Below are 26,449 nucleotides of genomic sequence, written 5' to 3'. Positions count from 1 at the left end.
AAGCGTCAACCAATATTGACGCAGGAGGTTCACGATGACCATGAAGACCGCGATCGCCCAGGATGACGGCGGCGAGCCACTGTCCGAGCTCCACCGCCTCGCCGCCCTGCGCAGTGAACTGGCCCGCGCCGAAGAGACCCAGGTGAGACGCGCGCGCAATCTCGGGTACTCGTGGCAGGCGATCGCGAGCTCACTCGGTGTCTCGAAGCAGGCGGCGCACCGCCGATTCGGCAAGCACTGAAACGCATACAGCCCATCCACAGAATCCGTCCTCGCACGAAGTACGGTCGAACTACCCCCTTTCAGAACGAGGTTCCGCATGTCCAGCACGGCGACATCACGCCGACGCGGACGCGGCGCGCAGCACGACGGTCCGCGCGCCACCTTCCGCCAGCTCCTCCCCTTCCTCTTCGAGCACAAGCGCACGCTCATCGTCGTCGCGGTGCTCAGCGTCTTCGGAGCCGCCACGTCGCTCGCCCAACCACTGCTGGTGGGTCAGCTCATCGAAGCCGTGCAGTCCGATCAGGGACTCGGCATCCTGGTCTGGGCCCTCGTCGGTCTCGTGATCGTGTCCTCGATCATCTCCGGCTACCAGCACTACCTGCTGCAGCGCACCGGCACCGCGGTCGTGTACTCCAGCAGGCGCAAGCTGATCTCGCGCATCCTGCACCTGCCGATCAGCGAGTTCGACGCCCGACGCACCGGCGACCTGGTGTCGCGCGTCGGCACCGACACGACGCTGCTCTACGCCGTGCTCACGCAGGGACTGGCGGATGCCGTCGGCAGCGCGATCCTGTTCCTCGGCGCTCTCATCGCGATGCTCGTGATCGACCCCGTGCTGCTGCTGCTCATCGTCGTCGTGATCGGAGCCTCGGTCGTCGTCGTCACCGCGCTCAGCGGCCGCATCCGCACGGCATCCACCGCCCAGCAGGAGAAGGTCGGCGAGCTCGCCTCGGGCGTCGAGCGCGCGGTCGGCTCGATCCGCACCGTGCGCGCCTCCGGGGCGACGGAACGCGAGACCGAGACGGTGTCGGCCCTCGCCTCCGAGGCCTACGGCATCGGCGTGCGCATCGCCAAGATCTCCTCGCTCGTGGTTCCGATCGCGGGAGTCGCACTGCAGGTCTCACTGCTCGTCGTGCTCGGCGTCGGCGGCTTCAGGGTCGCGGCCGGCACCATCACCATCGCGTCGCTGATCACGTTCATCCTGTTCCTGTTCATGCTCGTGATGCCGCTCGCGACCACGTTCGGCGCGATCACCTCGGTGAACCAGGCGCTCGGTGCTCTCGGTCGCATCCAGGAAGTGCTGAACCTGCCGATCGAGACCCAGCACGATGCGGAGATCGCCGCGTCCTTCCCGCGCGACACCGCCGACCCCCTCGCCCCCGCGATCGAGTTCCGCGACGTGCGCTTCCGCTACCCCGAGAACGTGGTCGCCGCACGCCTGGCGGCCGCGAAGGAGGCGCAGACGCTTCTCGCCGATGCGCACCTCGAGCCGACGGACGACTCGGCTGTCACGGCAGAGCGTGAGGTCCTCCGCGGAGTCTCGTTCGCAGTGCCTCGCGGTGCTCGCGTCGCGCTCGTCGGCCCCAGCGGTGCAGGCAAGAGCACCATCCTCTCCCTCGTCGAGCGCTTCTACGACCCGACGGGCGGGTCGATCCGCCTCTACGGCCACGACTCGCGCACCTATCCGCGCGACGAGCTGCGCGCGCAGTTCGGCTATGTCGAGCAGGATGCCCCCACGCTCGCCGGGACCCTCGGCGACAACCTGCGTCTCGCCTCGCCGAACGCGTCGGATGAGGACTGCGAGCAGGTGCTTCGCGCCGTGAACCTGGGCGACGTGCTCGAGCGCGACCCGCTGGGACTCGAGGCCGCCGTCGGAGAAGACGGCGTGATGCTCTCGGGCGGAGAACGTCAGCGTCTGGCGATCGCCCGCGCCCTGCTCACCGATGCGCCGATCCTGCTGCTCGACGAGTCGACGTCGTCTCTCGACGGCGTGAACGAGCAGCGCATGCGCGAAGCCATCGACGCGGTGTCGACCGATCGCACGCTCATCGTCATCGCTCACCGGCTGTCGACCGTCATCGACAGCGACCTCATCGTGGTGCTGCAGGACGGCGCCGTGGTCGGTCAGGGCACTCACGCCGAGCTGATCGAGTCGACGCCGCTCTACCGCGATCTGGCGCGGCACCAGCTCCTCGCCTGACCAGGGTCACCTCGCGCACACACATGCGCGAAGGCGGGATGTCAGAGACCACTCAGCCATGGGTTCGCCTCAGCCATCCCGCCTTCGCGGTCTGGGGGTAGGGGGATCTGGGGTATAGAGCGCCGGCTCCCCCGAACCGGCGCCCGGTCTGTCAGGCCTTGTCGAGGCGGTAGCGCAGCGAGGCGAGCTCGGCGCGCAGCGCGGCAGGCACCTTGTCTCCGAAGGTGTCGTAGAACTCCTCGGTGAGGTCGGCCTCGGTCTTCCAGGCTTCGGTGTCGATCGAGAAGAGCTCCTCGAGGTCGGCCTCCGGCACGTCGATGCCGTCGAGATTGAGGTCCTCGATCAGCGGCAGGCGACCGATCGGGCTGTCGACGGTCGACACCTCGCCGGAGACTCGACGGATGATCCAGTCGACGACACGCGAGTTGTCGCCGAACCCGGGCCACAGGAAGCGACCGTCCGAGCCGCGACGGAACCAGTTGACCTGGAAGATGCGGGGTGCGCGGTCGAACCGCAGACCCCGTCCGACCTTCAGCCAGTGGCCGAAGTAGTCGGCCATGTTGTAGCCGCAGAACGGAAGCATCGCGAACGGATCGCGACGCAGTTCGCCGACCGTTCCCTCGGCCGCGGCCGTGCGCTCGGACGAGATGTTGGATCCGAGGAACACGCCATGAGTCCAGTCGGTCGCCTCGACCACGAGCGGAACGTTGGTCGCGCGGCGTCCTCCGAAGAGGATGACATCGAGCGGCACCGCCTCTTCCCAGTCCTCCGAGATCTGCGGGCACTGGGCGGCCGAGACCGTGAAGCGCGAGTTCGGGTGCGCGGCGGGGCGGTCGGAGTCCGGCGTCCAGTCGTTGCCCTCCCAGTCGACGAGGTGCGCGGGGGCCTGATCCGTCAGGCCCTCCCACCACACGTCTCCGTCGGGGCGCAGTGCGACGTTCGTGAAGATCGTGTTGCCCCAGAGCGTCTCGACGGCCGTGACGTTGGTCGACTCGCCCGTGCCGGGTGCGACGCCGAAGAACCCTGCCTCGGGGTTGATCGCCCAGAGACGACCGTCTTCGCCGGGCCGGATCCACGCGATGTCGTCTCCGAGCGTCTCGACGCGCCATCCGGGGATGGTAGGGCGCAGCATGGCGAGATTCGTCTTGCCGCACGCCGACGGGAACGCCGCAGCCACGTGGTAGGCCTTGCCCGCCGGATCGATCACGCGGATGAGCAGCATGTGCTCGGCCAGCCAGCCCTCGTCACGGGCGATGACCGAGGCGATGCGCAATGCGAAGCACTTCTTGGCGAGGATCGCATTGCCGCCGTAGCCGGAGCCGAACGAGTAGACCTCGAGCGTCTCGGGGAAGTGCACGATGTACTTGTCGTCGTTGCAGGGCCACTCGACATCGGGCTCTCCCTCGGCGAGCGGTGCGCCGACCGAGTGCACGGTCTTGACCCAGGGCGCGCCCTCGGCGATCTGACGGGTCACCGCGTCACCGACCCGAGTCATGATGCCGATGGATGCCACTGCGTAGGCGCTGTCGGTGACCTGGACGCCGATGTGCGAGAGCGGCCCGCCGACGGGGCCCATCGAGAACGGCACGACGAACATCGTGCGGCCTCGCATCGAGCCCTCGAAGATCTCGGTCATCTTCTCGCGCATCTGCGCAGGAGGCGCCCAGTTGTTGGTCGGACCGGCATCCTCCTCGTTCTCCGACGAGATGTAGGTGCGGCCCTCGGTGCGGGCGACATCGCTGGGGTGCGAGCGGGCGAGGTACGAACCGGGACGCCACTCGGGGTTGAGCTTGATCAGCTTGCCCTCGTCGACGAGCCCCCGCAGCAGCCAGTCGTTCTCGGCTCGCGAGCCGTCGACCCAGTGGATGGATGCCGGCTGCGTGAGAGCGGCGATCTCATCGACCCAGGCGGCGAGCTCAGCCATCGCAGGGGTGTCATACGTCGGAGCCGTCCCGAAGGTGCGCACAGGTGCGACAGATGATGCTCGGGGGGTGAAGACTTCGGCGATCGCCATGACTACTCCTTTGAAGTGAGGGGCGTTTCCTCCATCTTCCTCTGGTTCACACCCGACTTTTCGTCATCTTGTGCGATAAGAATTGCAGTTCTTTCGATAGGATCAAGGAATGGCTCCTTCCGGCATCCACCTCGCGACCCTTGGCCACCGAATCAGGCACCACCGCCTCGACAAGGGGTTCACGCTCGATGAGCTGGGCGCGCTCGTCGGCGTCGCGGGATCGCAGCTGAGCCTGATCGAGAACGGCAAGCGAGAGCCGAAGCTCTCTCTGCTGCAGGCCATCGCGCTGGCCACGGGCACCGAGGTCACCGATCTCATCTCCGGCGAGCCGCCGAACCGACGCGCCGCTCTCGAGATCGAGCTCGAGCGCGCGCAGGAGAGTCCGGTGTTCCGGCAGCTCGGCATCGCCCCGGTGCGCGTCACGAAGGGGATGAGCGACGAGACGATCGAGTCGCTGCTCGGCCTGCACCGCGAGCTGCAGCGCCGAGAGCGCGAGGCGATCGCGACTCCCGAAGAGGCCAGGCGCGCGAACACCGAACTGCGCCTGCGGATGCGCGCGCAGAACAACTACCTCGCGGACATCGAGAGGCTCGCTGAGAAGCAGCTGCGGTCGGCCGGTCACGTGCAGGGGGCCCTCACCCACCGCACGGTGAGCATCATGGCCGAGAAGCTCGGCTTCGAGCTGATCTACGTCAACGACCTGCCGCACTCGACGCGCTCGGTCACCGACCTCGAGAACGGGCGGATCTACCTGCCTCCGGCGTCGATCCCGGGGGGCCACGGCCTGCGCTCCATGGCGCTGCAGGCCATGGCGCACCGCCTGCTCGGCCACACGCCGCCGACCGACTACGCCGACTTCCTGCAGCAGCGGCTCGAGATCAACTACTTCGCCGCCTCGTGCCTGATGCCCGAGACGGCCTCGGTCGCCTTCCTGCAGCAGGCGAAGAAGGACCGCAACCTCGCAGTCGAGGACTTCCGCGATGCGTTCGGCGTGACCCATGAAGCCGCCGGGATGCGGATGACCAATCTGCTCACGCAGCACCTGGGGATGTCGCTGCACTTCCTCCGCGTCGATGCCACCGGCGCGATCACACGCGTCTACGAGAACGACGATCTGCCCCTGCCGATGGATGTCACCGGCGCCGTCGAGGGGCAGCGGGTGTGTCGCAAGTTCCAGGCACGGGCGGCGTTCACGCAGCAGAACCGCACGAACGAGCACCATCAGTACACCGACACGCCCTCCGGCACGTTCTGGTGCTCGACGCAGACCGGCGCATCGACCGACGGCGAGTTCTCGATCACGGTGGGCGTGCCCTTCGATGACGCCCGCTGGTGGCGCGGGCGCGAGACCGCCGACCGCGCGGTCTCCACCTGCCCTGACGAGGCATGCTGCCGCCGCCCCTCCGCCGACCTCACCGACCGGTGGAACGGCAAGGCCTGGCCCAGCGCCCGCGTGCACACGCACATGTTCTCGCCGCTGCCCCGTGGGGCGTTCCCCGGCGTCGACGACAACGAGGTCTACAACTTCCTCGGGCGCCACGCGAGCGAGTGAGCTGAGCCGCGGCAGGCCGGATCAGCCGTCGAGGAATCGGGTGAATCGCGCGAGAGCGCTGCGCACCGCTTCGTCGTCGGCGTCCGCCACGAAGAGTTCGGGGGCCGAGCCGAGCGAGGCACTCGCGTGCGTCCAGCATCCGATCACCCGACCGTCAGCGATGATCGTCGCCCGCACCATGCCGTTCTTGCCCGGTCCGACCAGCGCGAGATGCTCGGGCGCGCAGACCGCCGTGCGGTCGGCATACGAGATGTAGTACTCGTCGAAGGCTCCGAGCGCGAGCACGTCGGCGACGAAGGGCGAGCGACGGGGGCGAGCGCCCGACACGAACAGGCCCTCCTCGATCTCGACCACCCTGCCCGCGGCTCTGTCGCGCGCTTCTCGCGACCGGCCGAGCGTGAGCCCCGACCACCACGCGAAGTCGGCGACCCCGACCGGCCCGTGCCCGTCGACGTAACGCACGAAGAGCTCGGCGAGTGGGTCGTCCGGCGCCGCGTGCTCGCGGATGTGCTGTTCGACGAGCACGAAGCGCTGCTCGCGGCTCACCCGCTCTCGAGTGACGACCGGTCCCTGGCAGATCAGGCCGTCGAGGGTCAGTTCGCTCAGCAGGTGGATGCCGCGCTGCCCGCTCGGGTCGATGCCGATACCGGAGAAGACCTCGAACATCTCGGCGCGCGTGAGGCCGCCGTCGCTCAGCCGCGGCACCACTGCAGCCACGGCGGCGTCGACCATCGTCCGGTCGATCCCGAGATCGCGTCGCCTGCCTGCCGCCTGCTGGCGCTGTCGGTCGCCGGTCACCGACAGCACCCAGCGCAGATCGCGGGCCGGGATGATGTGCAGGGTTCCGCGCATCGTCCACGCCCGCACCAGGTCTCCCCTGTCGAAGGCGCGATCGACCAGGTGCAGCGAGGGCTCTCTGCGTGTGCGCGCAGCGAGCGCCCAGCGTCCGGCGGTGAAGTCCTGGCTCTGCACCGCGAGCATGTGCGCCGCGGCGTCGGTCACCGAGGCCGCGGGAGCCGTGAGTCGATGCGAGCGCAGACGCTCGGACAGAAGGGATGCGGACTTCATGCCCTCATCATGCCCGGTGCCGCCGACAGCGCCGTCACCCGTGCAGCGTCACCTCTCGGCGCTCGGGGAGCACGATCGGATGCGAGCCGGCCATGACCTCGAGCACGCGGATCACCTGGCACGAGTATCCGTACTCATTGTCGTACCAGACGTAGAGGACGACGTCCGTCTCGTTGGCGATGGTCGCGAGGCCGTCGACGATGCCCGCGCGGTGCGACCCGACGAAGTCCGTCGACACGACCTCCGGGCTCTCGACGTAGTCGATCTGCTGACGCAGCTTCGAGTGCAGAGAGACCCGACGCAGGTAGTCGTTGAGCTCGTCCTTGACCGCAGGGCGCTCGAGGCTCAGGTGCAGCACGGCCAGCGAGACGTCGGGCGTAGGCACCCGGATCGCGGAACCGGTGAGCTTGCCCTCGAGCTCGGGGAGCGCTCGTGCGACGGCCTTCGCTGCTCCGGTCTCGGTGATCACCATGTTCAGCACCGCAGAGCGCCCCCGGCGATCACCGCTGTGGAAGTTGTCGATGAGGTTCTGGTCGTTGGTGAACGAGTGCACCGTCTCGACATGTCCACGGACGATTCCGTACGCCTCGTCGACCGCCTTGAGCACGGGCGTGATCGCGTTCGTGGTGCACGAGGCCGCCGTGATGATGCGGTCGTCGGGCTCGATCGTGCCGTCGTTGATGCCGTGCACGATGTTCTTCAGTGCGCCCTTGCCCGGGGCGGTGAGCAGCACCCGTGCGACGCCCGTGGATTCGAGGTGGCGGCTGAGACCCGCCTCGTCGCGCCAGCGCCCCGTGTTGTCGACGACGATCGCGTCGTGGATGTCGTATGCCGTGTAGTCGATCGTCGCGGGGTCGTCGGAGTAGATCACCTGGATGCGGGTGCCGTTCGCGATGATCTGGTCGGCGTCCTCGTCGACCGTGACGGAACCGGCGAAGCGGCCGTGCACCGAGTCGCGCAGCAGCAGCGATGCGCGCTTGACGAGGTCGTTCTCCGAGCCTCGGCGCACGACGATGGCACGCAGCCGCAGACCGCTGCCGCCGCCGTTGTGCGCGATGAGGATGCGGGCGAGCAGGCGCCCGATGCGTCCGAAGCCGTAGAGCACGACATCGGTGGGCGCCGCGGCGACCGCACCGACCGCGGGCGCGAGGGCGTCGGCCAGATAGACGTCGAGAGGCAGGTCGCTGTCGGCGTGACCTGCGACGAGGCGCGCCAGGTCGAGCGACGATGCACCCGGGGCGAGGTCATGGACACCCTCGAGCACCGCGAGGGTCTCATCCACCGCGAGCCGTTCGTGCCCGAGCTGCGCCACCCTGTCGTGCACCTCGACGATGCCGGTGGCGGAGAGTCCCAGCAGTCGGTGTCCGTGGAGCGACGTGACCACGTCACGCTCGCGCTTGAGTGCGCCGATGAGCGGGATCATCCGCTCGGCCAGCTCTTCTCTCGCCGTCCAGTCGTCATGGGGTGCGGCGGTTACGTTCATCTGCGTCCTTGCATGTGTGAGCGCGCCGAGGTCGCCGGCGCGCGAGATTGCCGGGTGAGCTTCGGGGGATGCCTCCAGGGTACGCGCCACGCTGCGGGGTTCAGAAATCGCGGCCTCCGCCCGCCGTTCACCTGCGCGACAGGGAATCCTGCGAGCATCTGAGGCGTTCTCCCCGGGCATGCCCCGCGTCGAAAGGCTCCAGATGACCGCCCCCTCCCGCCCGTCGGCGTGGCCACCGCTGCTGATCGCCATCGTCCTCGAGGTGACGGCCACACTGTCGCTGCGCGCCGCCGAGGGATTCACTCACCCGCTGTGGCTCATCCCCGTGGTCATCGGCTACACCGGATCCCTCTGGCTGCTGTCGATCGTGCTCGATCGAGGGATGCCGGTAGGCGTGGCATACGGCATCTGGGCGGCGATCGGCGTCGTCCTCACCGCCGTGATGGGCACGGTGCTGTTCGGCGAGCTGCTCGGGCCGGTGCAGATCGTCGGAATCGGCGCGATCGTGGTCGGCGTGCTGCTCGTCGAGCTCGGGTCGCACAAGCGCGAGACATCCGCGGAGGTCGGAGCATGACCTGGCTGCTCCTCGCCCTCGCGATCGCGAGCGAGGTGACCGCGACTCTCAGCTTGCGGGCATCGGAGGGTCTCCGTCGCAGGCGGTGGATCCCCGTGATCGTCGTCGGCTACCTCGCCGCCTTCACCCTGCTCGGAACCATCCTCGCCATGGGCATGCCTGTGGGCGTCGCCTACGGCGTGTGGTCAGCGGCCGGCGTCGCCATCACGGCGATCCTCGGCCGTGTGATCTTCAAGGACCACTTCTCGGTGCTGATGGCGATCGGCGTCGCCCTGATCGCTCTGGGTGTGCTGCTGATCGAATTCGGCGGATCGCACTGACGCTTCCCGCCTGCGGCGTTGCGCGTCAAGACGGCGGTCGATGATCAGGTACCACGTCACGAACACCGCGATGATTCCGAGGAAGACGCCCAGCACCGCAGCCATCAACAGCCCGCTCGCGGTGCCATCGGCGGCAACCGCGAGGATGCCTGTTGCGAATTCTGCAGCGGTGGGCAGCGATCCGTCCATGGTGCGAGGCTAACGGAGCATCTACGACGTCAGAACCCCACGCACATCACGCTGACTCCCGCCGCCATCGCCCACGACTCGACCGTGAGCAGGCGGGCGGTCCGACCCTGATGCACGGGCAGGATCACCCACTCGGATACGACCGTCCAGAGCACCACTCCGATGACCCCGGCCACCACGAGCACCGAGAGGACTCCGTCGAGACCGTGGCCGCCGTGGCCGCCCGACTCGACCAGCGCCTCGCCCGTCGACAGGCTCTCGAACGAGCAGATCGCCATCACAAGCGACACCAGCGCGCGGTGGCAGCAGGTGGCCGCCGCCGGCGTTCCCCGCACGCCTGCCGTGCCGAGCATCGCAGACGCGAGAAGGACGATCCCGAGCACGAGACCGATCATCGCGTCGCCGCCGCTCACTGCGATGACGATCATCGCGCCGGCCATGATCAGCGCGCTCTGCCTCCCCTGCCACGGCACGGCCCGCCAGACCGCGACGCACGCCGCGGCCGAGACGACGGCGGCGAGCGCCATCAGCCACGGTGCTGCGGGGAGGAGGTGATCCACACACGCATCATATTGATCAACTGCTCAAAATAGCGATACCTGCGTCGGATGCGCCAGGATGGGCGTGTGCCCCGCGTCGTAGACCACGATGAGCGCCGCCGGCAGATCGCCGAGGCGCTGCTCGCCGTGGCCGCCCGCGACGGGCACGAGGCGGTGTCGTCTCGCGCCGTGGCCAAGGAGCTCGGTGTCGCGACCGGCTCACTCTGGCACTACTTCGACGGATTCGACGACGTGATCCGCGCGGCGGCGGCGGAGATCACACGGCGCACGGACGAGCGCATCCGATCGGTGACTACGGGGCTCCGCGGGCTGACCAGACTCGACGCCCTGATGCGGGAAGTCCTTCCCGTCGAGGCGGAGACACGCACCGAGGCGCACGTGGTCGTCGGATTCTGGGGACGCCTCGCGACGCTCGCGTCCTCCCCGGACGCCGGCTCCCCCACGCTCGCGACCTGGCAGGACCGCATCAGCGAGGCCATCGATGAGGCGATCGTCGACGGCGAGCTGTCGGATGCCACGCCGAAGCAGGCGGTGATGTCGCTGCTCCGATCGATCACGTACGGGCAGCAGGTGCTCGAGGTCACCGAGCCGCGCGGCGCCGAGGCGCATCTCGCAGTGCTCGACAGCATCCTCTCGCCCTGGCGCGCCTGAACCCCTCGCGCCCACCCCGCGCTCCGCACCCTGCGCAGAGTCGATCGTCAGCAGGCTCTTGTGCACCCCGCCACACCGTCGTACCATCGAGCCAATCCGTTTATTGAGCGCTCGCTCGAAATAGTGAGGTACGACGATGTCCCACCCCCAGCCCGTCTCCATCGACCGGATCCCGGCGCCACACCCGCTCGACCCGCTCACCGGCGCCGAGATCGCCGCAGCCCGCGCCGTGCTCGAATCCGCCGGGCTGCTCGGCGAGATGGTTCGCGTGCCGATGCTCCTGCCGGACGAGCCCACCAAGCAGGAGCTCGCCGCGTGGACGCCCGGCTCCCCCATCGACCGGCGGGTCGACGCGACCCTGCTCGACACCGCGACCGGGGTCGCCACCGAGGTGGTCGTCTCGATCACCCGCGGTGAGGTCCTGCGCAACGAAAGGGTTCCCAACGACGCGCCCCCTTACGGCCAGCCGCAGTACCTCTTCGAGGAGTACGAGCGCGCGGAGGCGATCGCGAAGGCCTCGCCCGAGTGGCAGGCGGCGATGACGCGCCGCGGACTCGCAGATCACATGGAGCTCGCGTTCTGCGGCCCGCTCGCCCCGGGCTACACCGGCCGTGCCGACGAGGTGGGTCGCCGCGTCATCCGCTCCCTCACGTTCCTGAAGTACGACGAGAACGACTCCCCCTGGGCGCATCCGGTCGAAGGCCTCGTGGTGCACATCGATCTGACCGCGGGCAGCGTCATCCGCATCGACGACGAGGGCGATGTGCCGGTGCCCGCGGGTCACGGCAACTACTACCCCGAGGTGCAGGGCGCGGCGCGCACGACGCTCAAGCCCATCGAGATCACCCAGCCGGAGGGTCCGAGCTTCGCCGTCACCGGATCTCTCGTCGAGTGGGAGAACTGGTCGATGAGGGTCAGCTTCAACGCGCGCGAGGGGCTCGTGCTGCACGACGTCGCGTTCGACGGACGCTCGGTGCTCGGCAGAGCGAGCGTGCCCGAGATGGTCGTGCCCTACGGCGACACCGCGCCGGGTCGCTTCTGGATCAGCTACTTCGATGCCGGTGAGTACCTGCTCGGCAAGAACGCGAACCACCTCGAGCTGGGTTGCGACTGCCTGGGCGTGATCCGCTACCTCGACGGCTACGTCGCCGATGATCACGGCCACCCCGTGCGCATCCCCAACGTCGTCTGCATGCACGAGGAGGACTACGGCATCCTCTGGAAGCACACCGACCTCGCGGGACGCTCGGATGTGCGCCGCTCGCGACGCTTCGTGGTGTCGTACTTCTCGACGATCGGCAACTACGACTACGGCTTCTACTGGCACTTCTATCTCGACGGCTCGATCGAGGTCGTGGCCAAGGCGACGGGAATCGTGTTCGCAGGTGCCGGCGAACCCGGCGTGCGGCAGAAGCACGCCACCGAGCTCGCCCCAGGGGTGTTCGCCCCCGTGCACCAGCACCTGTTCTGCGCTCGACTCGACGTCGCGATCGACGGCGACGAGAACCGCCTGTTCGAGATCGACGCTCAGCGCATCCCCATGGGGCCCGACAACCCGTTCGGCAACGCGTTCACCTGGTCGGAGACTCAGCTCTCCACCGAGTCCACCGCTCAGCGCGACGCCGACTCGTCCGTCGCGCGCGCCTGGGAGGTGCAGAGCACGTCGCGCACGAACCACGTCGGACGCCCGACCGCGTACCACCTGATCCCCCAGCCGACCGCACTGCTGATGGCCGACCCCGAGTCATCCGTGGCGGCGCGAGCAGCCTTCGCGACCAGGCACCTGTGGGCGACACAGCACGAGCAGGGGCAGATCTGGCCCGCCGGCCGGTATCCGAACGCGCATCAGGGCGGCTCCGGCCTGCCCGAATACACCGCCGGAGACCGATCGCTCGACGGCGAGGACATCGTGCTGTGGCACACGTTCGGCCTGACGCACTTCCCTCGCCCCGAGGACTGGCCGATCATGCCCGTCGACTACGCCGGATTCTGGTTCAAGCCCAACGGGTTCCTCGATCAGAACCCCGCGATGGACGTCCCGGAGTCGTCTCAGGCGCACGTCTCTGCGGATGCAGGATGCTGCGGAGGCGGCGGATCCTGCACCTGCGACCACTCACCGTCGGCGTCGCTGTCGGAGGTCAGCGCGTCGTCGTCGTAGGTCAGCGCGTCGTCGTCGGAGGTCAGCGCGTCGTCGTCATCCGGCAGCCCCTGGCGGAAGCACGCGGCGAACGTGCCCCTCAAGAGAGTCGGGCGATCGCGACGCGCAGGATTCCGTCGGCCTCGTCGAGCGCCTGAGCCGAGTCATCCGCCGATGCCCCCGTGGAGATCATCAGGATCGCCAGCTTGACGGAGCCGCCGGCCGCGTCCAGCGCGGCCGAGGCTTCGTCGACCCCGGCGCCGGTGAGCTCGGTCACCGTGCGGATCGAGCGCGCGTGCAGCTTCTCGTTCGTGGCCAGCAGGTCGACCATCACGCCGTGGTGCGTCTTGCCGAGCTTGATCATCGACAGGGTGGTGAGCATGTTCACGACGAGCTTCTGCGCGGTTCCCGACTTCAGACGCGTCGACCCCGAGATGAACTCCGGCCCGGTGACGACCTCGATCGCGATCTCGGCGACAGCCCCGATCTCGGATGCCGGGTTCGAGGCGATCGCGACGGTGAGCGCGCCGACTTTCCGCGCGAACTCGAGGCCGCCCACGACGTAGGGGGTGCGACCGGACGCCGAGATGCCGACGACCGTGTCGCGCTCGGTGAGCCCGAGCTCCTGCAGCGAGGCCGCCGCGGCTCCGTCGTCGTCCTCGGCGTTCTCGACCGCAGCGCGGATAGCCGTCTCCCCGCCGGCGATCAACCCCACGACCATCGAGGGGTCCGTACCGAAGGTCGGCGGGCATTCGCTGGCGTCGAGCACTCCGACGCGGCCCGCGGTGCCCGCCCCGAGGTAGATGAGGCGCCCGCCGGCGCGGAAGCGTTCGGTGATGCCGTCGACGGCTGCAGCGATCTCCGCGCTGCGCTCTCCGACCGCGGTCGGGACACTGTGATCCTCGGCGTTCATGCGCCGCACGAGCTCGGCGGTCTCGAGCAGGTCGAGATCGCCCCGCTCCGTCGTCGACGCCTCCGTGCCGAGCGTCGAGAGGACGTCGAGGAGGGCGGTCAGTCTGGCGTGTTCATTCGGCACGATGCACGAACCTTTCATGGGGAAGATCAGTGCGCTCCGCGAGCAGGAGCGCTCCGTCGATGGCGTCACCGGCTGAGGCGGCGACAGCGCGGCCCGCGGCGCCCAGCGCCCGGTCGAGTGCCGAGCGGAACCAGACATGTGCGGTGAGTCCGCCGTGGAGGGCGACATCTCGGCTGCCCGCAGACGCGGCGACCGCCGATGCGACCAGGAGACGGACGCCCTCGGCGACGATCTCCACCGAGACGGGGTCGCCGCTCTCTGCCGCATCGAGCACCAGCGGCGCGAGTGCCGCGAGGCGACGGGGCAGCGGGCCATCGGTCGCGAGCCAGGCGGGGATCGCCGCAGGGCCGCCGATCGTCGCGCCCACGGCATCCGTGAGCACTGTCGTGGGTGCGAGGCCGACCGAGGCACGCAGGACAGCGCGCAGCGCCTCTCGCCCGAACCAGGATCCGCTGCCGAGATCCCCCAGCTCGGGTCCCCACCCGTCGACGAGGGTGGCCACCTCGCCGTCGATGCCGAGGGCCGCTGCGCCGGTCCCGGCGATCAGGAGCACGCCTGCCCCGCCACCGAGCGCTCCTGCGTGGGCGGACACGACGTCAGAGGTCACGGACACCGGCACCTGCATCGCTCGGGCGAGCCTGTGTGCGAACTCGGATGCGGCCTCGGGGGCCGCCCAGGCTCCCGCAGCGCCCACCGAGACGTCTGAGATCGGCTCATCGAGTCGCTCTCTCAGCGGGAGGATCGCGGCGAGTGCTGCGGCGACGCCGTCTGCGGCCGCAAGACCCGGTGCCCCGATGCCGTCGTACACGGGCCGGCGCTGAGGGCGGAGATCGTCCGCGCCCCACGGCCCCGAGATCACCGCACGGCATCGCGATTTGCCGAGGTCGACGGCGACATGGGCTCGCGAAGAAGACATGGAAATAGTCTACGCACCAGCGGCCGGGCATGAAAGAATTGTTCACACGACCGAAACCCGCCCCCCCGCCAGGAGAGCCATGAGCATCCAGACGACCATCGCGACAGCGGCCGAGAAGCTGCCGCCGTCGCTGGCCCGCATCGCTCGGACGATCGCCGACGATCCCACCCTCGTCGTCGACAGCACGATCACCGAGATCGCTGCGAGGTGCGACACCTCGGTGGCCTCGGTCGTCCGCTTCTGCCGCACGATTGGGGTGAACGGCTACGCCGCGTTGAGAATGGCGCTGGCCACCGAGCTCGGCCGCGAGTCGGTGCAGTTCCCTGCGGCATCCGGTTTCGGTTCCGAGATCTCTGCGGCCGACACGCTGCGCGAAGCGACGGCGAAGCTCGCGGCGCTGGAGCTGCTGGCCATCGAGGAGACGATCGCGAACCTCGATTACGACAGCCTCGCCGCTGCGGTCGAGGCGATCGACGACGCCGATCGCGTGCTGCTCTTCGGCATCGGAGCGAGCGGGCAGGCAGCTGCCGACCTCGGCCGCAAGCTGCTCCGCATCGGACACGCGGCGATCGTGCTCACCGACTCTCACGAGGCGAGCGCCGCCGCATCGCTCGGAGCGAGGAAGACGGTCGCCATCGGCTTCTCGCACTCGGGGACGACCCGCGAGACCGTGCACTTCCTGCAGACCGCGCGCGCCGCGGCCGGCGTCACGATCGGTGTCACGGGGGGATCATCATCACCCGTCACCGAGAGCTGTGATCACGCCCTGCTGACTCGTGCCCGCGAGCCGCGACTCCGCGCCGGGGCGATGGTCAGCCGGATCGCGCAGCTCGCCGTCGTGGACTGCCTGTTCGTCGGCGTCGCGCAGCGCCGACATGCGCACACGATCCACGCCCTCCAGCGCACCGCCGACGCCACGCAGCCGTTGCGCTGAACAGGCGGCTCTCAGGCCGGAACCGGCTCGTGCCGACGCTCCGGATCGACCGATCCAGCCGTCCGCAGGAACACGATGATCCAGCTGAAGATCAGCACGGCGGCGATCAGCTCGACCGCTGTGAGGTTGTAGTAGCCGACGGCGAAGAACGACGCGAGCAGGATGATCACCAGCACGTAGGCCCAGCCGAACGCCACGAAGACCCGAGGGATCGTGCGCAGGAACCACGGAAGACCCACCACGACGACCGCGAACACGACGACCATGCCGGTGGCCACCGTGTTGTGCACGAGGAAGAACTCGTCGACGGGGAAGATCCCGACGCACGCGAGGAAGATGCCCATCAGGATCAGACCGCCGCGCACGATGAAGCGGCCGCGCCGATCGATCGGGTCGTCCACCGGCAGCCCCGCCGTGGCGTAGCGCGCGATCGTCGTGACCATGACGCCGGCGATGATCAGTGTGATGTTGAAGGCGGCCGAAGCGCTGTTGGTGCTCATACCGAGCGCCGAGAGGTTGTCCTGCCACCAGTGCACATCGCTGGAGGCGAGCATCGCGGCGAATGCGCCGACCACGAGGAACACCGCGAGCACGAGCGACAGCACTGTCGGCGTCAGCGCCACGGCGCTGAGGAACGTCACATAGGCGGTGAGGGCGAACGCCACAGCCACCAGGACCGCGCCCGGAAACGCGAAGACCGGGGCGTCGGTGAAGCTGCGCTCGAGCAGCTCGGCGATGCCGAGCCACCCCAGGTAGGCGATGGCTGCATGCGCGAAGGCGATCGCGGCCAGGTCGTACCAGCGCAACCGATCCCCCGGAACGCTGAATCCGTCGCGGGTGCCGTCCGGCGCGATCGTCGCGGGCCTGACGACGAGGCGGCCGAGCGCGAAGGCCAGCACCGCGGTGATCGCACCCCCATAAGCTGCGAACGCCCCGATCGAGCCGGTGCCGCTGATCGCCATCTCCTGGCCCCAGAAGACCGGCCACCCGATCGCGAACCCGAGCACGAAGAACACCGCCCCGACGATCAGCGCGGTGGCTTCGAACACCGCATCCGCCGTGTCGGGTCCCCGCAGCTGACGCAGGACCTGCATGACCTTGTCGCCGAGATATCGCATCGCTGGCCTCCGCCCACATCATAGAAGCCTCGCCCTCTGGACGGTGCCAGTGATAACATCACGGCACGGATCGTATACAACGTCGTCGTTCCACCACCCGAGGTGATCAGTCATGAACGGTGCACTCGCCGCCCCCGCCGAATCGGTGTCGACGCTCGTCGCGCGCAACATCAGCGAATTCCGCGCCGCCGTCTCGGAGTCCTTCGTGCCGCTGCAGGTCTCGACCGCCGGGCCCGACCACTTCCGCGGGATCATCCGCGGCGCGTCGGTCGATGAGGTGCACGTGAACGAGGTGCGCGCCACGTCCCACGTCCTGGAGCGGACGCCCGAGCTCATCGCGCGCAGCGACCGGTCGTACTTCAAGCTCAGCCTCATGCTCGCAGGCACCGGGATGCTGATCCAGGACGACCGGGAAGCCGTGCTCCAGGCCGGGGATCTCGCCGTGTACGACACCGATCGTCCCTACTCCCTGGTCTTCGACGACGACTTCCGCACGATGGTCGTCATGTTCCCGAAGCATCTGATCAGCCTCCCCTCCGACATGATCGGGCAGCTCACCGCTGTGCGGATCTCGGGTCAGGGCGGTCTCGGCGGGATGGTCGTGCCCTATCTCACGCAACTCGCCGGCAACCTCGATCAGCTCGCCGGAACGACGGGAGCCCGGCTGGCGCACAGCGCGCTCGACCTCGTCACGATGGTGTTCACCCGCGAACTCGGCCTCGACGAAGTGTCGGCCGATCCTCATCGCGCTCTCGTGCAGCGCATCCGCTCGTACATCGACCGCAACCTCGCCTCGACCGACCTCGGACCTGCGACCATCGCGTCGGCGCATTTCATCTCGACCCGCCACCTGCACGGACTGTTCCAGGAGCAGGGCGTGACCGTCTCGACGTGGATCCGCACGCGCCGCCTCGAGCAGTGTCGTCGTGATCTGCTCGACCCGATGCTCGCCGATCGTCCCGTCGCCGCGATCGCCGCCCGGTGGGGCTTCGTCGATGCGGCGCACTTCAGTCGCGCATTCAAAACCGCCTTCGGCATCTCCCCCAGCGAGTACCGCGCCGCGCACTGACCCGGGACCGTTCGGCCCGTCGAACGGCGCTCGGCGTATGGCCTGTCAGGGAACGTAGACCGGCGGTGCGAACATCGTGCCTCCGTAGAGCAGCTGCACCGCGACGAAACCCGGCAGCGATACCGCAACGACGAGCACCACCGCCAGCGCCAGACTTGCCGGCACTCCGCGCCGTCCACCGTCGTGGACGGCGAAGAACGCTCCGATCGCGACCAGGGCATGGAACACCAGCACCGGCACGAGGCCGACGGTGAATCCCCAGCCCTCCATCGTCGACCCGGCGCTGACGGCCTTGGACTGCTCGCTGAACTGCTCCTCGTAGGACATTCCGCACCACACCCACGCCACGGCGAAGAGGAGCAGAGCGAAGAAGACGGATGCCGTCCAGGCGACTGCCTTGACCGCCGGCGACAGGGCCGGCCGAGGTTCTGTTCGCATGCCTCATCCTGACAGCCGAGAGCGCGGCGAGGACGACGGCACGGCAGACTCCCGCCTCATCCTTGCTCCGCAGGGCACGCCGGTTGACTGTCGGCGCGCGATGGCGCCGCCTCTCTTGAGCGGATGCCGTGCCCGGCCGGAGCATGGGGCAAGCGCACCGCGATGACGCGATGCCCGGAGCGACGATGCTCCGCTGGATGCGACGTCAGGAACCCCATGATCGCCCCTGTCACGACCGATTCCGCCCTCGACGAATGGCGCACCTACGACGAGTTCGCCGCGGGCATCGACACCTTCCGACTGCCGAACGCCTCGCTGTCGGGCACCGCGCTGACGCTCGCCCTCGATGACGGCTCGACGCTCTCGTTGACGTTCGACGCGATCGCCGTCACCTGGTCGGGCCTCGGAGCAGACGGCACCGACCCGTACGACGCCGTGGCCGTGCGCGACGACGTGGTGTTCGTGAACATCCCGCTCGAGAGCCGCGAGCGCGAGGCCATCACCGTCGTGTACTCGACGACGACGCACCGGGCGACCGTCGTGCGGTCGCGGATCGCGGCCGAGGCCGTCGAGGGCATCCCGCAGGTCGGGCAGGACTTCTGGGCGGCGACCACCGACGGCGGCACCGCCACGGGCTCAGTGCCCGGGCCGAGCCGAGACCTCATCGGCAAGCGCAACGTCTACCGATACAGCCCGCACCACCTCTACGAGCACGTGTACATCTCGAGCCGCCGCTATGCATGGCAGTGCCTGGAGGGTGTGCAGCGCGGGCACGGCGACATGGACCTCTCGACGGTCTGGAAGTTCGCCGACGGGCTCTACCTGTTCTGCTTCCGTGAGTTCCGCATCGCGGTCGCGAGTGTCTGGCTGCACGACCTCGGCTACCAGCTGATGACGACCGGGATCTTCCTCGGCCTGAACGGCGACGGCGACGCCGAGCACTCACGAGGCGGCGGCCACATCTATCCGCTCGGGTCCGTCGAGTACCCCGACGCTCAGCCCGTCTGACCGACGACTTTCAGGAAGGACTCCGATGAGCAACGCAGACATCATCACCGCGCACTACGCGGCGAGCGACCGCGGCGACCTCGACGGCATGCTCGCACCGCTCGCCGACGACGTGAGCTGGACCGAGGCCGCCGGCTTCCCCTACGCCGGCACATACCTGGGACCGGATGCGGTGGCTGCGGGTGTCTTCCAGCGCATCCACGACGAGTGGGACGACTACACGGTCGCCATCGACGAGGTCATCGACGGCGGAGACGTGGTCGTGGGCATCGGCACCTACTCGGGTACGTACCGAGCGACCGGCCGATTCTTCGCCGCCCGCGTCGCGCACGTCTGGCGCCTGATCGATCACAAAGTCGTCGCTTTCGAGCAGTTCACCGACACCGAACTGGTCAACCGCGCGCTGCGCGACTGACCGCAGCAGTCCCGAAGCACACGAGAGGCAGGAATCACATGAACAAGCGAGTATCCGGCACTGCGGCGCTCATCGCCGTGGCGGCCCTCACCCTGGCCGGCTGCGCCGGCGGAGACGGCAGCGGGGGCGGCGAAGGCTCCCCCATCGTCGTCGGTTCCGTGAACACGATCAGCGGCCCGGCGACGTTCCCCGAGGCATCCCTCGCGGCCGCCGCCGTGTTCGACGCGTTCAACGAGGCCGGCGGCCTCGACGGACGCACCATCGAGTACAAGACCCTCGATGACAAGGGCGACCCGGCGACCGCCACGGCATCCGCCCGCGAGCTCGTCGGCAGCGACGGGGCCGTCGCCCTGGTCGGATCGGCGAGCCTGATCGAGTGCGAGATCAACGCGAAGTACTACGAGCAGGAGGAGATCCTGTCCCTTCCCGGCGTCGGGGTGGACACCGGCTGCTTCGCCAGCGACAACATCTCGCCCGCGAACGTCGGCCCGTTCAACGACATGACCCTCACCCTGCAGTACGGCTCCGAGGTGCTCGGGCTCGATGACATCTGCATCCTGCTGGAGATCGCAGGATCCACGCGCCCGACCTACCAGGCCGCGATCGACAGATGGACCGAGATCACCGGCAAGGAGCCGAAGTACGTCGACGACACCGTGCCCTACGGCGCATCGGACTACACGCCCTACATCGTGAAGGCCCGCGAGCAGGGGTGCAAGGCACTCGCGATCAATCCGGTCGAACCCGACGCGATCGGCCAGGTCAAGGCTGCGAACGCCCAGGGATGGGACGACGTGACCTGGCTCTACCTGACCAGCGTCTACAGCGAGAACTTCGCCGACGCGATCGACGATGCGGGCGCCGGCATCTACGTCCCCGCCGAGTTCTACCCGTTCACGGACGACGACGAGATCAACGCCGACTGGCGGGAGCTGATGGAAGCGAACGACATCCCCCTCACCTCGTTCAGTCAGGGCGGATACCTCGCGGCGACCTACTTCATCGAGGTGCTCGAGGGCATCGACGGCGACATCACGCGCGAGACCGTCACCGAGGCGCTGCGAGGGATGGAACCGATCGAGAACCCCATGGTCGGAACGCCCTATGCCTTCGGCACGCAGAACACCGCCGGCTGGCCGATCATCCTCGAATCCGGCACGAACGCCTGGGAGAAGGTCGCCGACGACTGGCTCCGCATCGGCGAGTAGCCGCCCCTCGCCTGCCGCCGAGCGCATTCTCGGCGGCAGGTCCTCCTCCCCCTCACACCAGAAAGGACGCCTCATGCTGCAAGGCGCCATCGCCGGTCTCGCCGCCGGCGGTCTCTACGCGGTCCTCGGAGTGTGCCTGACCCTGATGTCACGCCTCGTTCGTGTCGTCAACTTCGCCCAGGCCGCGACCGGGATGTTCGGCGCCTTCAGCGCCGTATGGTTCGTCAGCGAACTGGGGCTGCCGATCTGGCTCGGCTCCGTGCTCGGCGTGCTCATCGGCGGGGTGCTCTCCGCCGCGATCGGATGGATCGCCGCGACCTGGCTCTCCGAGGCCTCCACCACCACCCGATCGGCGATGACCGTCGGTCCCCTGCTGCTGCTGATCTCGATGTCGTTCATCCTGTTCGGCAACAAGCCGCAGCCCTTCACGCCGATCATCGCCGGTCCTGCGTTCTCCTTCGGCGGGGTCGTGATCAGTCAGGTGACGATCGCCACAGTCGTCATGGCGATCGTTACGGCGGTCGCGGTGCGGATCGTCCTGCGCCGAACGAGGGTCGGCACGCAGCTGCGCGCGCTGTCGGAACGCCCGACGACCGCCGAACTCCTCGGCATCCGATCGCGCCCGCTGTCGATCGCCGTGTGGTTCGTCACCGGCGTGATCAGCGCGATCGCGATCATGATCGTCGCGCCGTCGCAGTCGAACGACGCGACCAGCCTCGCGATGCTCATCGTCCCCGCCGCAGCCGCCGCGCTGCTCGGGGGTTTCCGCCGACTCGATCTCGCCGTCGTCGGCGGAGTCGTGCTCGGTGTGCTCGGCGGTCTCGTCGCGCAGATCGACGAGGTCGCGCTCGTGCGCAACTTCCTCCCGTTCCTGTTCATCGTCGTCCTGCTCCTGTGGACGCAGCGCAAGGAGGTGTGGGATGCCGCTCGCTGATCGTCCCTGGTTCCGTCTGTCCTGGCCTCTCGCCGTCGCCGCCGTCGCGGTCGGGGCGGGTGCCGTCCTGAGCACGGCGCTTCCCGGCTACTTCGTCTTCCTCGCGATCAGCGCGGTCGTCGCGGCCATCGCGATCCTGGGACTCGGCATCGTCACCGGGTCTGCCGGAATGATCGCGCTGTGCCAACTCACCTTCGCCGCGGTGGGCGCGTGGATCGTGTCCCTGCTGAACGTCATGCAGGCCCCGGGCGGTTTCGTCGTCTGGCTCGTGGTGGGCGGCATCGCGGCGGGCCTCGTCGGCATCCTCGTCGGTCTTCCGGCGCTGCGGCTGCGCGGTGTCAACCTCGCCGTCGTCACCCTGGGCTTCGCCGCTGCCGCAGACGTCACCCTCGTGCAGATCCAGTTCCCCGGCTCCGCCGACGGCACGGCCGTCGAGCGCCCCACGTTGTTCTCGAACGACCGCGAGTTCTTCTTCCTCTCGGTGGTGGTGCTCGCCGTCTGCGCATTGGGCGTGTTCTTCCTGCAGCGCGGACGCTGGGGCTCGAGCTGGAAGGCCGTCGCCTTCTCGGAACGCGGCACCGCGGCTGCCGGCCAGAGCGTGCAGAGCGCGAAGCTCACCGCGTTCGCCGTCTCGGCCGCACTCGGCGGCATCGCCGGCGGGCTGCTCGCCGGTCAGGTGCAGCTTCCGTTCGCATCGAGCTTCACCCCGCTGCAGTCACTCGCCCTCTACGTGCTCGCCGTCATGTCGGGAGCGCATCTGATCGACATGGCGATCCTCGGTGGCATCCTCTGGGTGCTCGTCCCCGAGCTGCTGAAGCGCTGGGGCGTGCCGCAGGACTGGGCATTCGTCGTCTTCGGAGTGCTCGGTGTACAGGCGATCACCAGCGGAACCAACCTCGGGCAGGGCATCCGCACCCTCCTCTGGAAACGCGCGGATCGCAAGACGGCGTCGGCGACCCTGACGGCGCTGCCTCCGAATGCCGAAGCGGGCGAGACGGTCATCACGACCACGACCACCGCGACCGTCGACGAGCGCGCGCTGGACGGCGCACCCGTGTTGACGGTCGAGGGGCTCACGGTGCAGTTCGGCGCGCTCAAGGCACTCGACGACGTGTCGTTTGAGGTGCCCGCGGCGTCGATCATGGGGCTCATCGGCCCGAACGGAGCGGGCAAGTCGACCTTCGTCGATGCGATCAGCGGATTCCTGCCGAAGCACGGAGGGCGGGTGCTGCTCGGAGATCGAGACCTGGCCGGCCTTTCACCCACGCGTCGCGCACGACTCGGTCTGCGCCGCACCTTCCAGCAGGACAGGGTGCCGCCGGCGCTCACCGTCGGCGCATACGTCAGGTTCGTGGCGCGGCGGCGACTGGCCGCCTCCGACATCGACGAGGTGCTGGAGTTCTTCGGATGCCCCCCGGCGCGTGCGCGTCTCTCGAGCGTCGATGTCGGCACCAGACGGCTCGTCGAGGTGGCGGCGAACGTGATCTCGCGGCCGCGACTGCTGATCCTCGACGAGCCGGCGGCCGGCCTGTCGCACGATGAGCACCTCGCTCTCGCCGCGAGACTGCGTGAGCTGCCCGCTCGCTACGGCGTGGCGCTGATCATCATCGAGCACGATCTGGATCTGGTGCGCTCGGTGTGCCCGACGCTCACCGTGCTCGACTTCGGTCGGGTGCTCGCGAGTGGGCCGCAGGCAGAAGTGCTCGCGAACCCCGAGGTCGTGAAGGCATACATGGGAGAGACGGAGCTGCTGAAGTGAGCGAACTCGTGCTGAATTCGGTGACCGTGAGTCGCGGCGCAGGACCCGTGATCTCGGATGTGAGCCTGACGGTCAGAGGTGGAGAGGTGCTGGCCCTGGTCGGACCGAACGGAGCGGGCAAGACGAGCCTGATCGAATCGGTGTCCGGCGTGACCCCGCACTCCTCGGGGTCGCTGATGCTCGACGGCGAGCCGATCGACAAGCTGTCCCGGGTGTCGAGGGCGCGCCGCGGGATCGTGCACATCGAGCAGGGGCGAGCCGTGTTCCCGTCGCTGACCGTGCGCGAGAACATCTCGCTCACTGCGCGGACGCCTGCGGAACTGGATGCTGCGCTCGCGCAGTTCCCCGAACTCGAGAAGCGCATCGACTCCCCCACCGCTCTGCTGTCCGGTGGCGAGCAGCAGATGGTGGTGCTCGCCCGTGCGTTCGCCGCGAAGCCCCGGATCCTGTTGATCGATGAGATGTCGCTCGGGCTCGCGCCGGTGGTCTTCATGCGACTCATGCCGATCGTGAAGTCGATCGCCGAATCCGGCGTCGGCGTGCTGCTCGTGGAACAGTTCACGCAGCTCGCCCTCGGGCTCGCTCGGGAGGCCGTCGTGGTCGCCGGCGGCCGCGTCTCTTTCCAGGGCACCGCCGAGGAGTTGAAAGAGGACTCGCAGCTGCTGCATCGCGCGTACCTCGGTGGGTGATGGTCGGTCGCCTCGGACTCCGGCTGCTGCGCAGTAGCCTGAGGGGATGACTGAGACCATCAGCGCCCGCGCCGTCCTGCTCGACATGGACGGCACTCTCGTGGATTCGACCGCCGTCGTGGAACGGCTGTGGCTGGAGTGGGCCGCGCCGCACGGAATCGACCCGGCGACGGTGCTGCATGTCGTGCACGGTCGCCAGGGACATCAGAGCATGGCGATCATGCTTCCGGAGCGGGATCACGAGATCAACATCCGAGAGAACGCCGTGATGCTGGCGAACGAGAGCAAAGACGTCGATGGCGTCATCGCGATCGAGGGCGCCGACGTGCTGCTCGAGGCTCTGCGCCCCTATCCGCACGCGATCGTGACGTCCGCCGACGTGACGCTGATGAACGCCCGCATGGGCCAGGCGGGGCTCACGGTGCCGTCGCTGACCGTGACCGCAGAGAGCGTGTCGGCATCGAAGCCGGACCCTGAAGGGTTCCTGCTGGGTGCGAAGCTGCTCGGCATCGACCCCGCCGACTGCGTCGTGTTCGAGGACTCCGGCGCGGGTATCCAGGCCGCCCATGCTGCAGGGATGCGGGTCATCGGCGTGGGCTCTCACGCGACGTCTCACCAGCCGACCTTCCACGTCGACGACCTCACGCAGGTGGCCGTGGTTCCGACCGCTGACGGGTTCGAGCTCACCGTTCGATGATGCGGTGGCGTGGGCACGGCGGTGACGCAGTGACCCGCTGACGCTGCTGCGGCGACTGCAGGACTGCGGGACTGCCGGACTGCGGCGCTGCGGCGCTGCGGCGCTGCGGCGCTGCGGCGCTGCGGCGCTGCGGCGCTGCGGCGAGACCATCGCATCGGGAGATCATCGCATCGGCAGTGCGGCGTGACACCGCTCCGACGACGCGCTGAGACCCGACCCGTCGGAGGCTCGCGAGTAGCCCCTCGGCTGAGCACCGTTGAGGCGTGCTCTGACCGGTCGTGGCGGTGTGGTTGATTTTGCCCATGTCATCCGGTGCGGGCGAGGCGCGCGGGAACTTCGAATTGCGCGGCGCTGAGTCGTGGGGTGCGCCAGTGCTGGGCGGGGTCCCACCATGCCGGGCCGCGCACCTGTGGGAGGCCGTCGTTCATGCGGATCTCCCACCCGGAGGTGCCGAGGGAGCGGTGGTGCCACCAGCACAACGGCACACCGTTATCCGTATGCGTCGGGCCGCCCCTCGCGTGTTCGGTGACGTGGTGGATCTCACACCACGATGCGGGGACGTGGCATCCGGGGATCAGGCACTCCTTGTCGCGGGCGATGATCGCCCGACGCTGGTGCACGGTGAAGATCCGATCCGTGGTCGTGATCCCGATGATCCGACCCTCGTCCATGAGCACGCGCTGAATCGCTCCCGAGCATGCGACCTGCGCCGCGACAGAGACGGGAACATGAGCACCGGAACCGGGGATCGTCGCCCACCCACCATTGCCGCTCGCTCCAGACGCAGCACCGGCACCCCCGAACGCGGCGCCTCCGAACGCGGCGCCTGTGGGGCCGGAGGCATAAGTAGCGTGGGTGGCGAGGTCGTTCGCGTCGACAGTGACGACGACGACCGGTGACGCCCCACCGAGGGTGGGCATGTCCTTGTGCCGGGCCGCGATCCCGAGAGCTGCGGTCAGGGCGTCGTGACGTTTCTGCGCCGCGGTGCGGTCATCGAGCACAGACCGCGGGTCGGAGTTGAACGGGTCCTCCCCAGCATCCGTGTCAGCGTTCGGGCTCGCACCAGCATCAGCATCAGCACCAGCACCAGCATCAGCACCAGCACCAGCACCAGCACCAGCACCAGCACCAGCACCAGCGTGTGAAGAGTCCGTGTCCGAAGAATCAGTGCCCTCACCGGAGCCCCCGGTCGGGGCGAAGAACACCCCGGGCATCGGCGGCCCGTCGCCCTTGGGGTTGAGGATCGCGTCCAGGATGAGCTGCAACTGGGCCGCGGCATCCGGGGTCAGGTAGCCGCGGATCGCATGCATGCCATCCTTCACCCGGCCGATCGTGATCCCCCGACGACGACGCGCGTCCTCGTCTTTCGGTTCCTCACCATCCGGATCGAACATCGACGCGAGATCCTCCGCCAGAGCCTTCAGATCCTGCGCCGTCGGCGACGGACCCGCCGCATGCTCATCCACGTCCGCGTCGT

25 protein-coding genes are annotated in these 26,449 nt (G+C 68.6%); 16 read left to right on the top strand and 9 right to left on the bottom strand.

What is annotated here, in order from left to right:
* The first annotated feature begins 34 nt into the window (after nucleotides 1–34).
* Together MRBLMI13_RS00125 and MRBLMI13_RS00120 are read left to right on the top strand one after the other, a co-directional pair.
* Nucleotides 35–241 (top strand): transcriptional regulator, encoded by a 207-nt coding sequence (locus tag MRBLMI13_RS00125; RefSeq protein WP_079112468.1) that lies wholly within the window; start codon nucleotides 35–37, stop codon nucleotides 239–241.
* A 78-nt stretch (nucleotides 242–319) separates the two neighbouring features.
* Nucleotides 320–2,203 (top strand): ABC transporter ATP-binding protein, encoded by a 1,884-nt coding sequence (locus tag MRBLMI13_RS00120; RefSeq protein WP_367821281.1) that lies wholly within the window; start codon nucleotides 320–322, stop codon nucleotides 2,201–2,203.
* Between the two features lie 151 nt (nucleotides 2,204–2,354).
* Here MRBLMI13_RS00120 and MRBLMI13_RS00115 read toward each other — a convergent pair whose 3' ends face one another.
* Nucleotides 2,355–4,217, bottom strand: a complete 1,863-nt coding sequence (locus MRBLMI13_RS00115) for a phosphoenolpyruvate carboxykinase (GTP) (protein WP_367821283.1) — start codon at nucleotides 4,215–4,217, stop codon at nucleotides 2,355–2,357.
* Nucleotides 4,218–4,326: 109 nt separating this feature from the next.
* On the opposite strand from MRBLMI13_RS00115, the gene MRBLMI13_RS00110 reads away from it, so the two are divergent.
* On the top strand, nucleotides 4,327–5,769 hold the full coding sequence (locus MRBLMI13_RS00110) for an XRE family transcriptional regulator (RefSeq protein ID WP_079112465.1): 1,443 nt from the start codon (nucleotides 4,327–4,329) through the stop codon (nucleotides 5,767–5,769).
* 21 nt (nucleotides 5,770–5,790) lie between these two features.
* On the opposite strand, the gene MRBLMI13_RS00105 is transcribed toward MRBLMI13_RS00110, so the two are convergent.
* Nucleotides 5,791–6,837 carry a winged helix DNA-binding domain-containing protein gene (locus tag MRBLMI13_RS00105; RefSeq protein WP_367821286.1) on the bottom strand — a complete coding sequence of 349 codons (1,047 nt, stop codon included), beginning with the start codon at nucleotides 6,835–6,837 and terminating at the stop codon, nucleotides 5,791–5,793.
* A gap of 34 nt (nucleotides 6,838–6,871) precedes the next feature.
* Nucleotides 6,872–8,320 (bottom strand): glyceraldehyde-3-phosphate dehydrogenase, encoded by a 1,449-nt coding sequence (locus MRBLMI13_RS00100; RefSeq protein WP_042542109.1) that lies wholly within the window; start codon nucleotides 8,318–8,320, stop codon nucleotides 6,872–6,874.
* Nucleotides 8,321–8,522: 202 nt separating this feature from the next.
* Here MRBLMI13_RS00100 and MRBLMI13_RS00095 point away from each other — a divergent pair, with 202 nt between their 5' ends.
* A complete protein-coding gene (locus MRBLMI13_RS00095) occupies nucleotides 8,523–8,894 on the top strand; it encodes a DMT family transporter (RefSeq protein WP_056375989.1) in 372 nt (123 codons plus the stop codon).
* Complete coding sequence (locus MRBLMI13_RS00090) at nucleotides 8,891–9,214, top strand: DMT family transporter (RefSeq protein WP_367821289.1); 324 nt, start codon at nucleotides 8,891–8,893, stop codon at nucleotides 9,212–9,214. Before MRBLMI13_RS00095 ends, MRBLMI13_RS00090 begins: the two co-directional genes overlap by 4 nt.
* Before the next feature lie 218 nt (nucleotides 9,215–9,432).
* On the opposite strand, the gene MRBLMI13_RS00085 is transcribed toward MRBLMI13_RS00090, so the two are convergent.
* Entirely contained in the window at nucleotides 9,433–9,963 is a 531-nt protein-coding gene (locus MRBLMI13_RS00085) for a hypothetical protein (protein WP_079112461.1), read from the bottom strand.
* 66 nt (nucleotides 9,964–10,029) lie between these two features.
* Here MRBLMI13_RS00085 and MRBLMI13_RS00080 point away from each other — a divergent pair, with 66 nt between their 5' ends.
* Both MRBLMI13_RS00080 and MRBLMI13_RS00075 read left to right on the top strand, forming a co-directional pair.
* Nucleotides 10,030–10,614, top strand: coding sequence for a TetR/AcrR family transcriptional regulator (locus MRBLMI13_RS00080; protein WP_367821291.1), 585 nt, complete (start codon nucleotides 10,030–10,032; stop codon nucleotides 10,612–10,614).
* Nucleotides 10,615–10,750: 136 nt separating this feature from the next.
* Nucleotides 10,751–12,772, top strand: coding sequence for a primary-amine oxidase (locus MRBLMI13_RS00075; RefSeq protein ID WP_367821293.1), 2,022 nt, complete (start codon nucleotides 10,751–10,753; stop codon nucleotides 12,770–12,772).
* 79 nt (nucleotides 12,773–12,851) lie between these two features.
* On the opposite strand, the gene murQ is transcribed toward MRBLMI13_RS00075, so the two are convergent.
* Nucleotides 12,852–13,787: an N-acetylmuramic acid 6-phosphate etherase gene (murQ, locus tag MRBLMI13_RS00070; protein WP_367821295.1), complete on the bottom strand. Its 936-nt coding sequence runs from the start codon at nucleotides 13,785–13,787 to the stop codon at nucleotides 12,852–12,854.
* On the bottom strand, nucleotides 13,777–14,703 hold the full coding sequence (locus tag MRBLMI13_RS00065) for a BadF/BadG/BcrA/BcrD ATPase family protein (protein WP_367821297.1): 927 nt from the start codon (nucleotides 14,701–14,703) through the stop codon (nucleotides 13,777–13,779). The genes murQ and MRBLMI13_RS00065 overlap by 11 nt, the downstream gene beginning before the upstream one ends.
* 79 nt (nucleotides 14,704–14,782) lie before the next feature.
* Between MRBLMI13_RS00065 and MRBLMI13_RS00060 the strand changes: the two genes are divergently transcribed.
* Nucleotides 14,783–15,637: a MurR/RpiR family transcriptional regulator gene (locus tag MRBLMI13_RS00060; RefSeq protein ID WP_042542116.1), complete on the top strand. Its 855-nt coding sequence runs from the start codon at nucleotides 14,783–14,785 to the stop codon at nucleotides 15,635–15,637.
* Nucleotides 15,638–15,648: 11 nt separating this feature from the next.
* On the opposite strand, the gene MRBLMI13_RS00055 is transcribed toward MRBLMI13_RS00060, so the two are convergent.
* A complete protein-coding gene (locus MRBLMI13_RS00055; RefSeq protein ID WP_042542117.1) occupies nucleotides 15,649–16,755 on the bottom strand; it encodes a DUF998 domain-containing protein in 1,107 nt (368 codons plus the stop codon).
* Between the two features lie 112 nt (nucleotides 16,756–16,867).
* Here MRBLMI13_RS00055 and MRBLMI13_RS00050 point away from each other — a divergent pair, with 112 nt between their 5' ends.
* Nucleotides 16,868–17,824 carry a helix-turn-helix domain-containing protein gene (locus MRBLMI13_RS00050; RefSeq protein ID WP_367821300.1) on the top strand — a complete coding sequence of 319 codons (957 nt, stop codon included), beginning with the start codon at nucleotides 16,868–16,870 and terminating at the stop codon, nucleotides 17,822–17,824.
* 45 nt (nucleotides 17,825–17,869) lie between these two features.
* On the opposite strand, the gene MRBLMI13_RS00045 is transcribed toward MRBLMI13_RS00050, so the two are convergent.
* A complete protein-coding gene (locus tag MRBLMI13_RS00045) occupies nucleotides 17,870–18,262 on the bottom strand; it encodes a hypothetical protein (protein ID WP_052493024.1) in 393 nt (130 codons plus the stop codon).
* Between the two features lie 216 nt (nucleotides 18,263–18,478).
* Between MRBLMI13_RS00045 and MRBLMI13_RS00040 the strand changes: the two genes are divergently transcribed.
* The 7 genes from MRBLMI13_RS00040 to MRBLMI13_RS00010 all read left to right on the top strand — a co-directional run bounded on the left by MRBLMI13_RS00040 (nucleotide 18,479) and on the right by MRBLMI13_RS00010 (nucleotide 24,972).
* Complete coding sequence (locus tag MRBLMI13_RS00040; protein WP_309686819.1) at nucleotides 18,479–19,270, top strand: MoaF C-terminal domain-containing protein; 792 nt, start codon at nucleotides 18,479–18,481, stop codon at nucleotides 19,268–19,270.
* Nucleotides 19,271–19,295: 25 nt separating this feature from the next.
* Nucleotides 19,296–19,685 carry a nuclear transport factor 2 family protein gene (locus MRBLMI13_RS00035; protein ID WP_367821303.1) on the top strand — a complete coding sequence of 130 codons (390 nt, stop codon included), beginning with the start codon at nucleotides 19,296–19,298 and terminating at the stop codon, nucleotides 19,683–19,685.
* A 38-nt stretch (nucleotides 19,686–19,723) separates the two neighbouring features.
* The gene (locus MRBLMI13_RS00030; RefSeq protein ID WP_367821305.1) at nucleotides 19,724–20,893 is read left to right on the top strand and encodes an ABC transporter substrate-binding protein; all 1,170 of its coding nucleotides are present in this window, start codon (nucleotides 19,724–19,726) and stop codon (nucleotides 20,891–20,893) included.
* A 73-nt stretch (nucleotides 20,894–20,966) separates the two neighbouring features.
* Nucleotides 20,967–21,827, top strand: a complete 861-nt coding sequence (locus MRBLMI13_RS00025) for a branched-chain amino acid ABC transporter permease (protein WP_042542122.1) — start codon at nucleotides 20,967–20,969, stop codon at nucleotides 21,825–21,827.
* The gene (locus MRBLMI13_RS00020; protein WP_367821307.1) at nucleotides 21,814–23,586 is read left to right on the top strand and encodes an ABC transporter permease subunit; all 1,773 of its coding nucleotides are present in this window, start codon (nucleotides 21,814–21,816) and stop codon (nucleotides 23,584–23,586) included. The genes MRBLMI13_RS00025 and MRBLMI13_RS00020 overlap by 14 nt, the downstream gene beginning before the upstream one ends.
* Complete coding sequence (locus tag MRBLMI13_RS00015) at nucleotides 23,583–24,275, top strand: ABC transporter ATP-binding protein (RefSeq protein WP_042542124.1); 693 nt, start codon at nucleotides 23,583–23,585, stop codon at nucleotides 24,273–24,275. Before MRBLMI13_RS00020 ends, MRBLMI13_RS00015 begins: the two co-directional genes overlap by 4 nt.
* Nucleotides 24,276–24,321: 46 nt before the next feature.
* The gene (locus MRBLMI13_RS00010) at nucleotides 24,322–24,972 is read left to right on the top strand and encodes an HAD-IA family hydrolase (protein WP_367821309.1); all 651 of its coding nucleotides are present in this window, start codon (nucleotides 24,322–24,324) and stop codon (nucleotides 24,970–24,972) included.
* Between the two features lie 305 nt (nucleotides 24,973–25,277).
* Here the strand turns inward: MRBLMI13_RS00010 and MRBLMI13_RS00005 are convergent.
* Nucleotides 25,278–26,449 (bottom strand): HNH endonuclease signature motif containing protein (locus tag MRBLMI13_RS00005; RefSeq protein WP_367821311.1); only part of this gene is annotated, 1,172 nt, incomplete at its 5' end.

Source organism: Microbacterium sp. LMI13-1-1.1 (assembly GCF_040815625.1).
GTDB classification, from domain to species: Bacteria; Actinomycetota; Actinomycetes; order Actinomycetales; family Microbacteriaceae; genus Microbacterium; species Microbacterium forte.
Note: the sequence above shows the minus strand (reverse complement) of the source record. Positions and strands in the feature narration are given on the sequence as shown.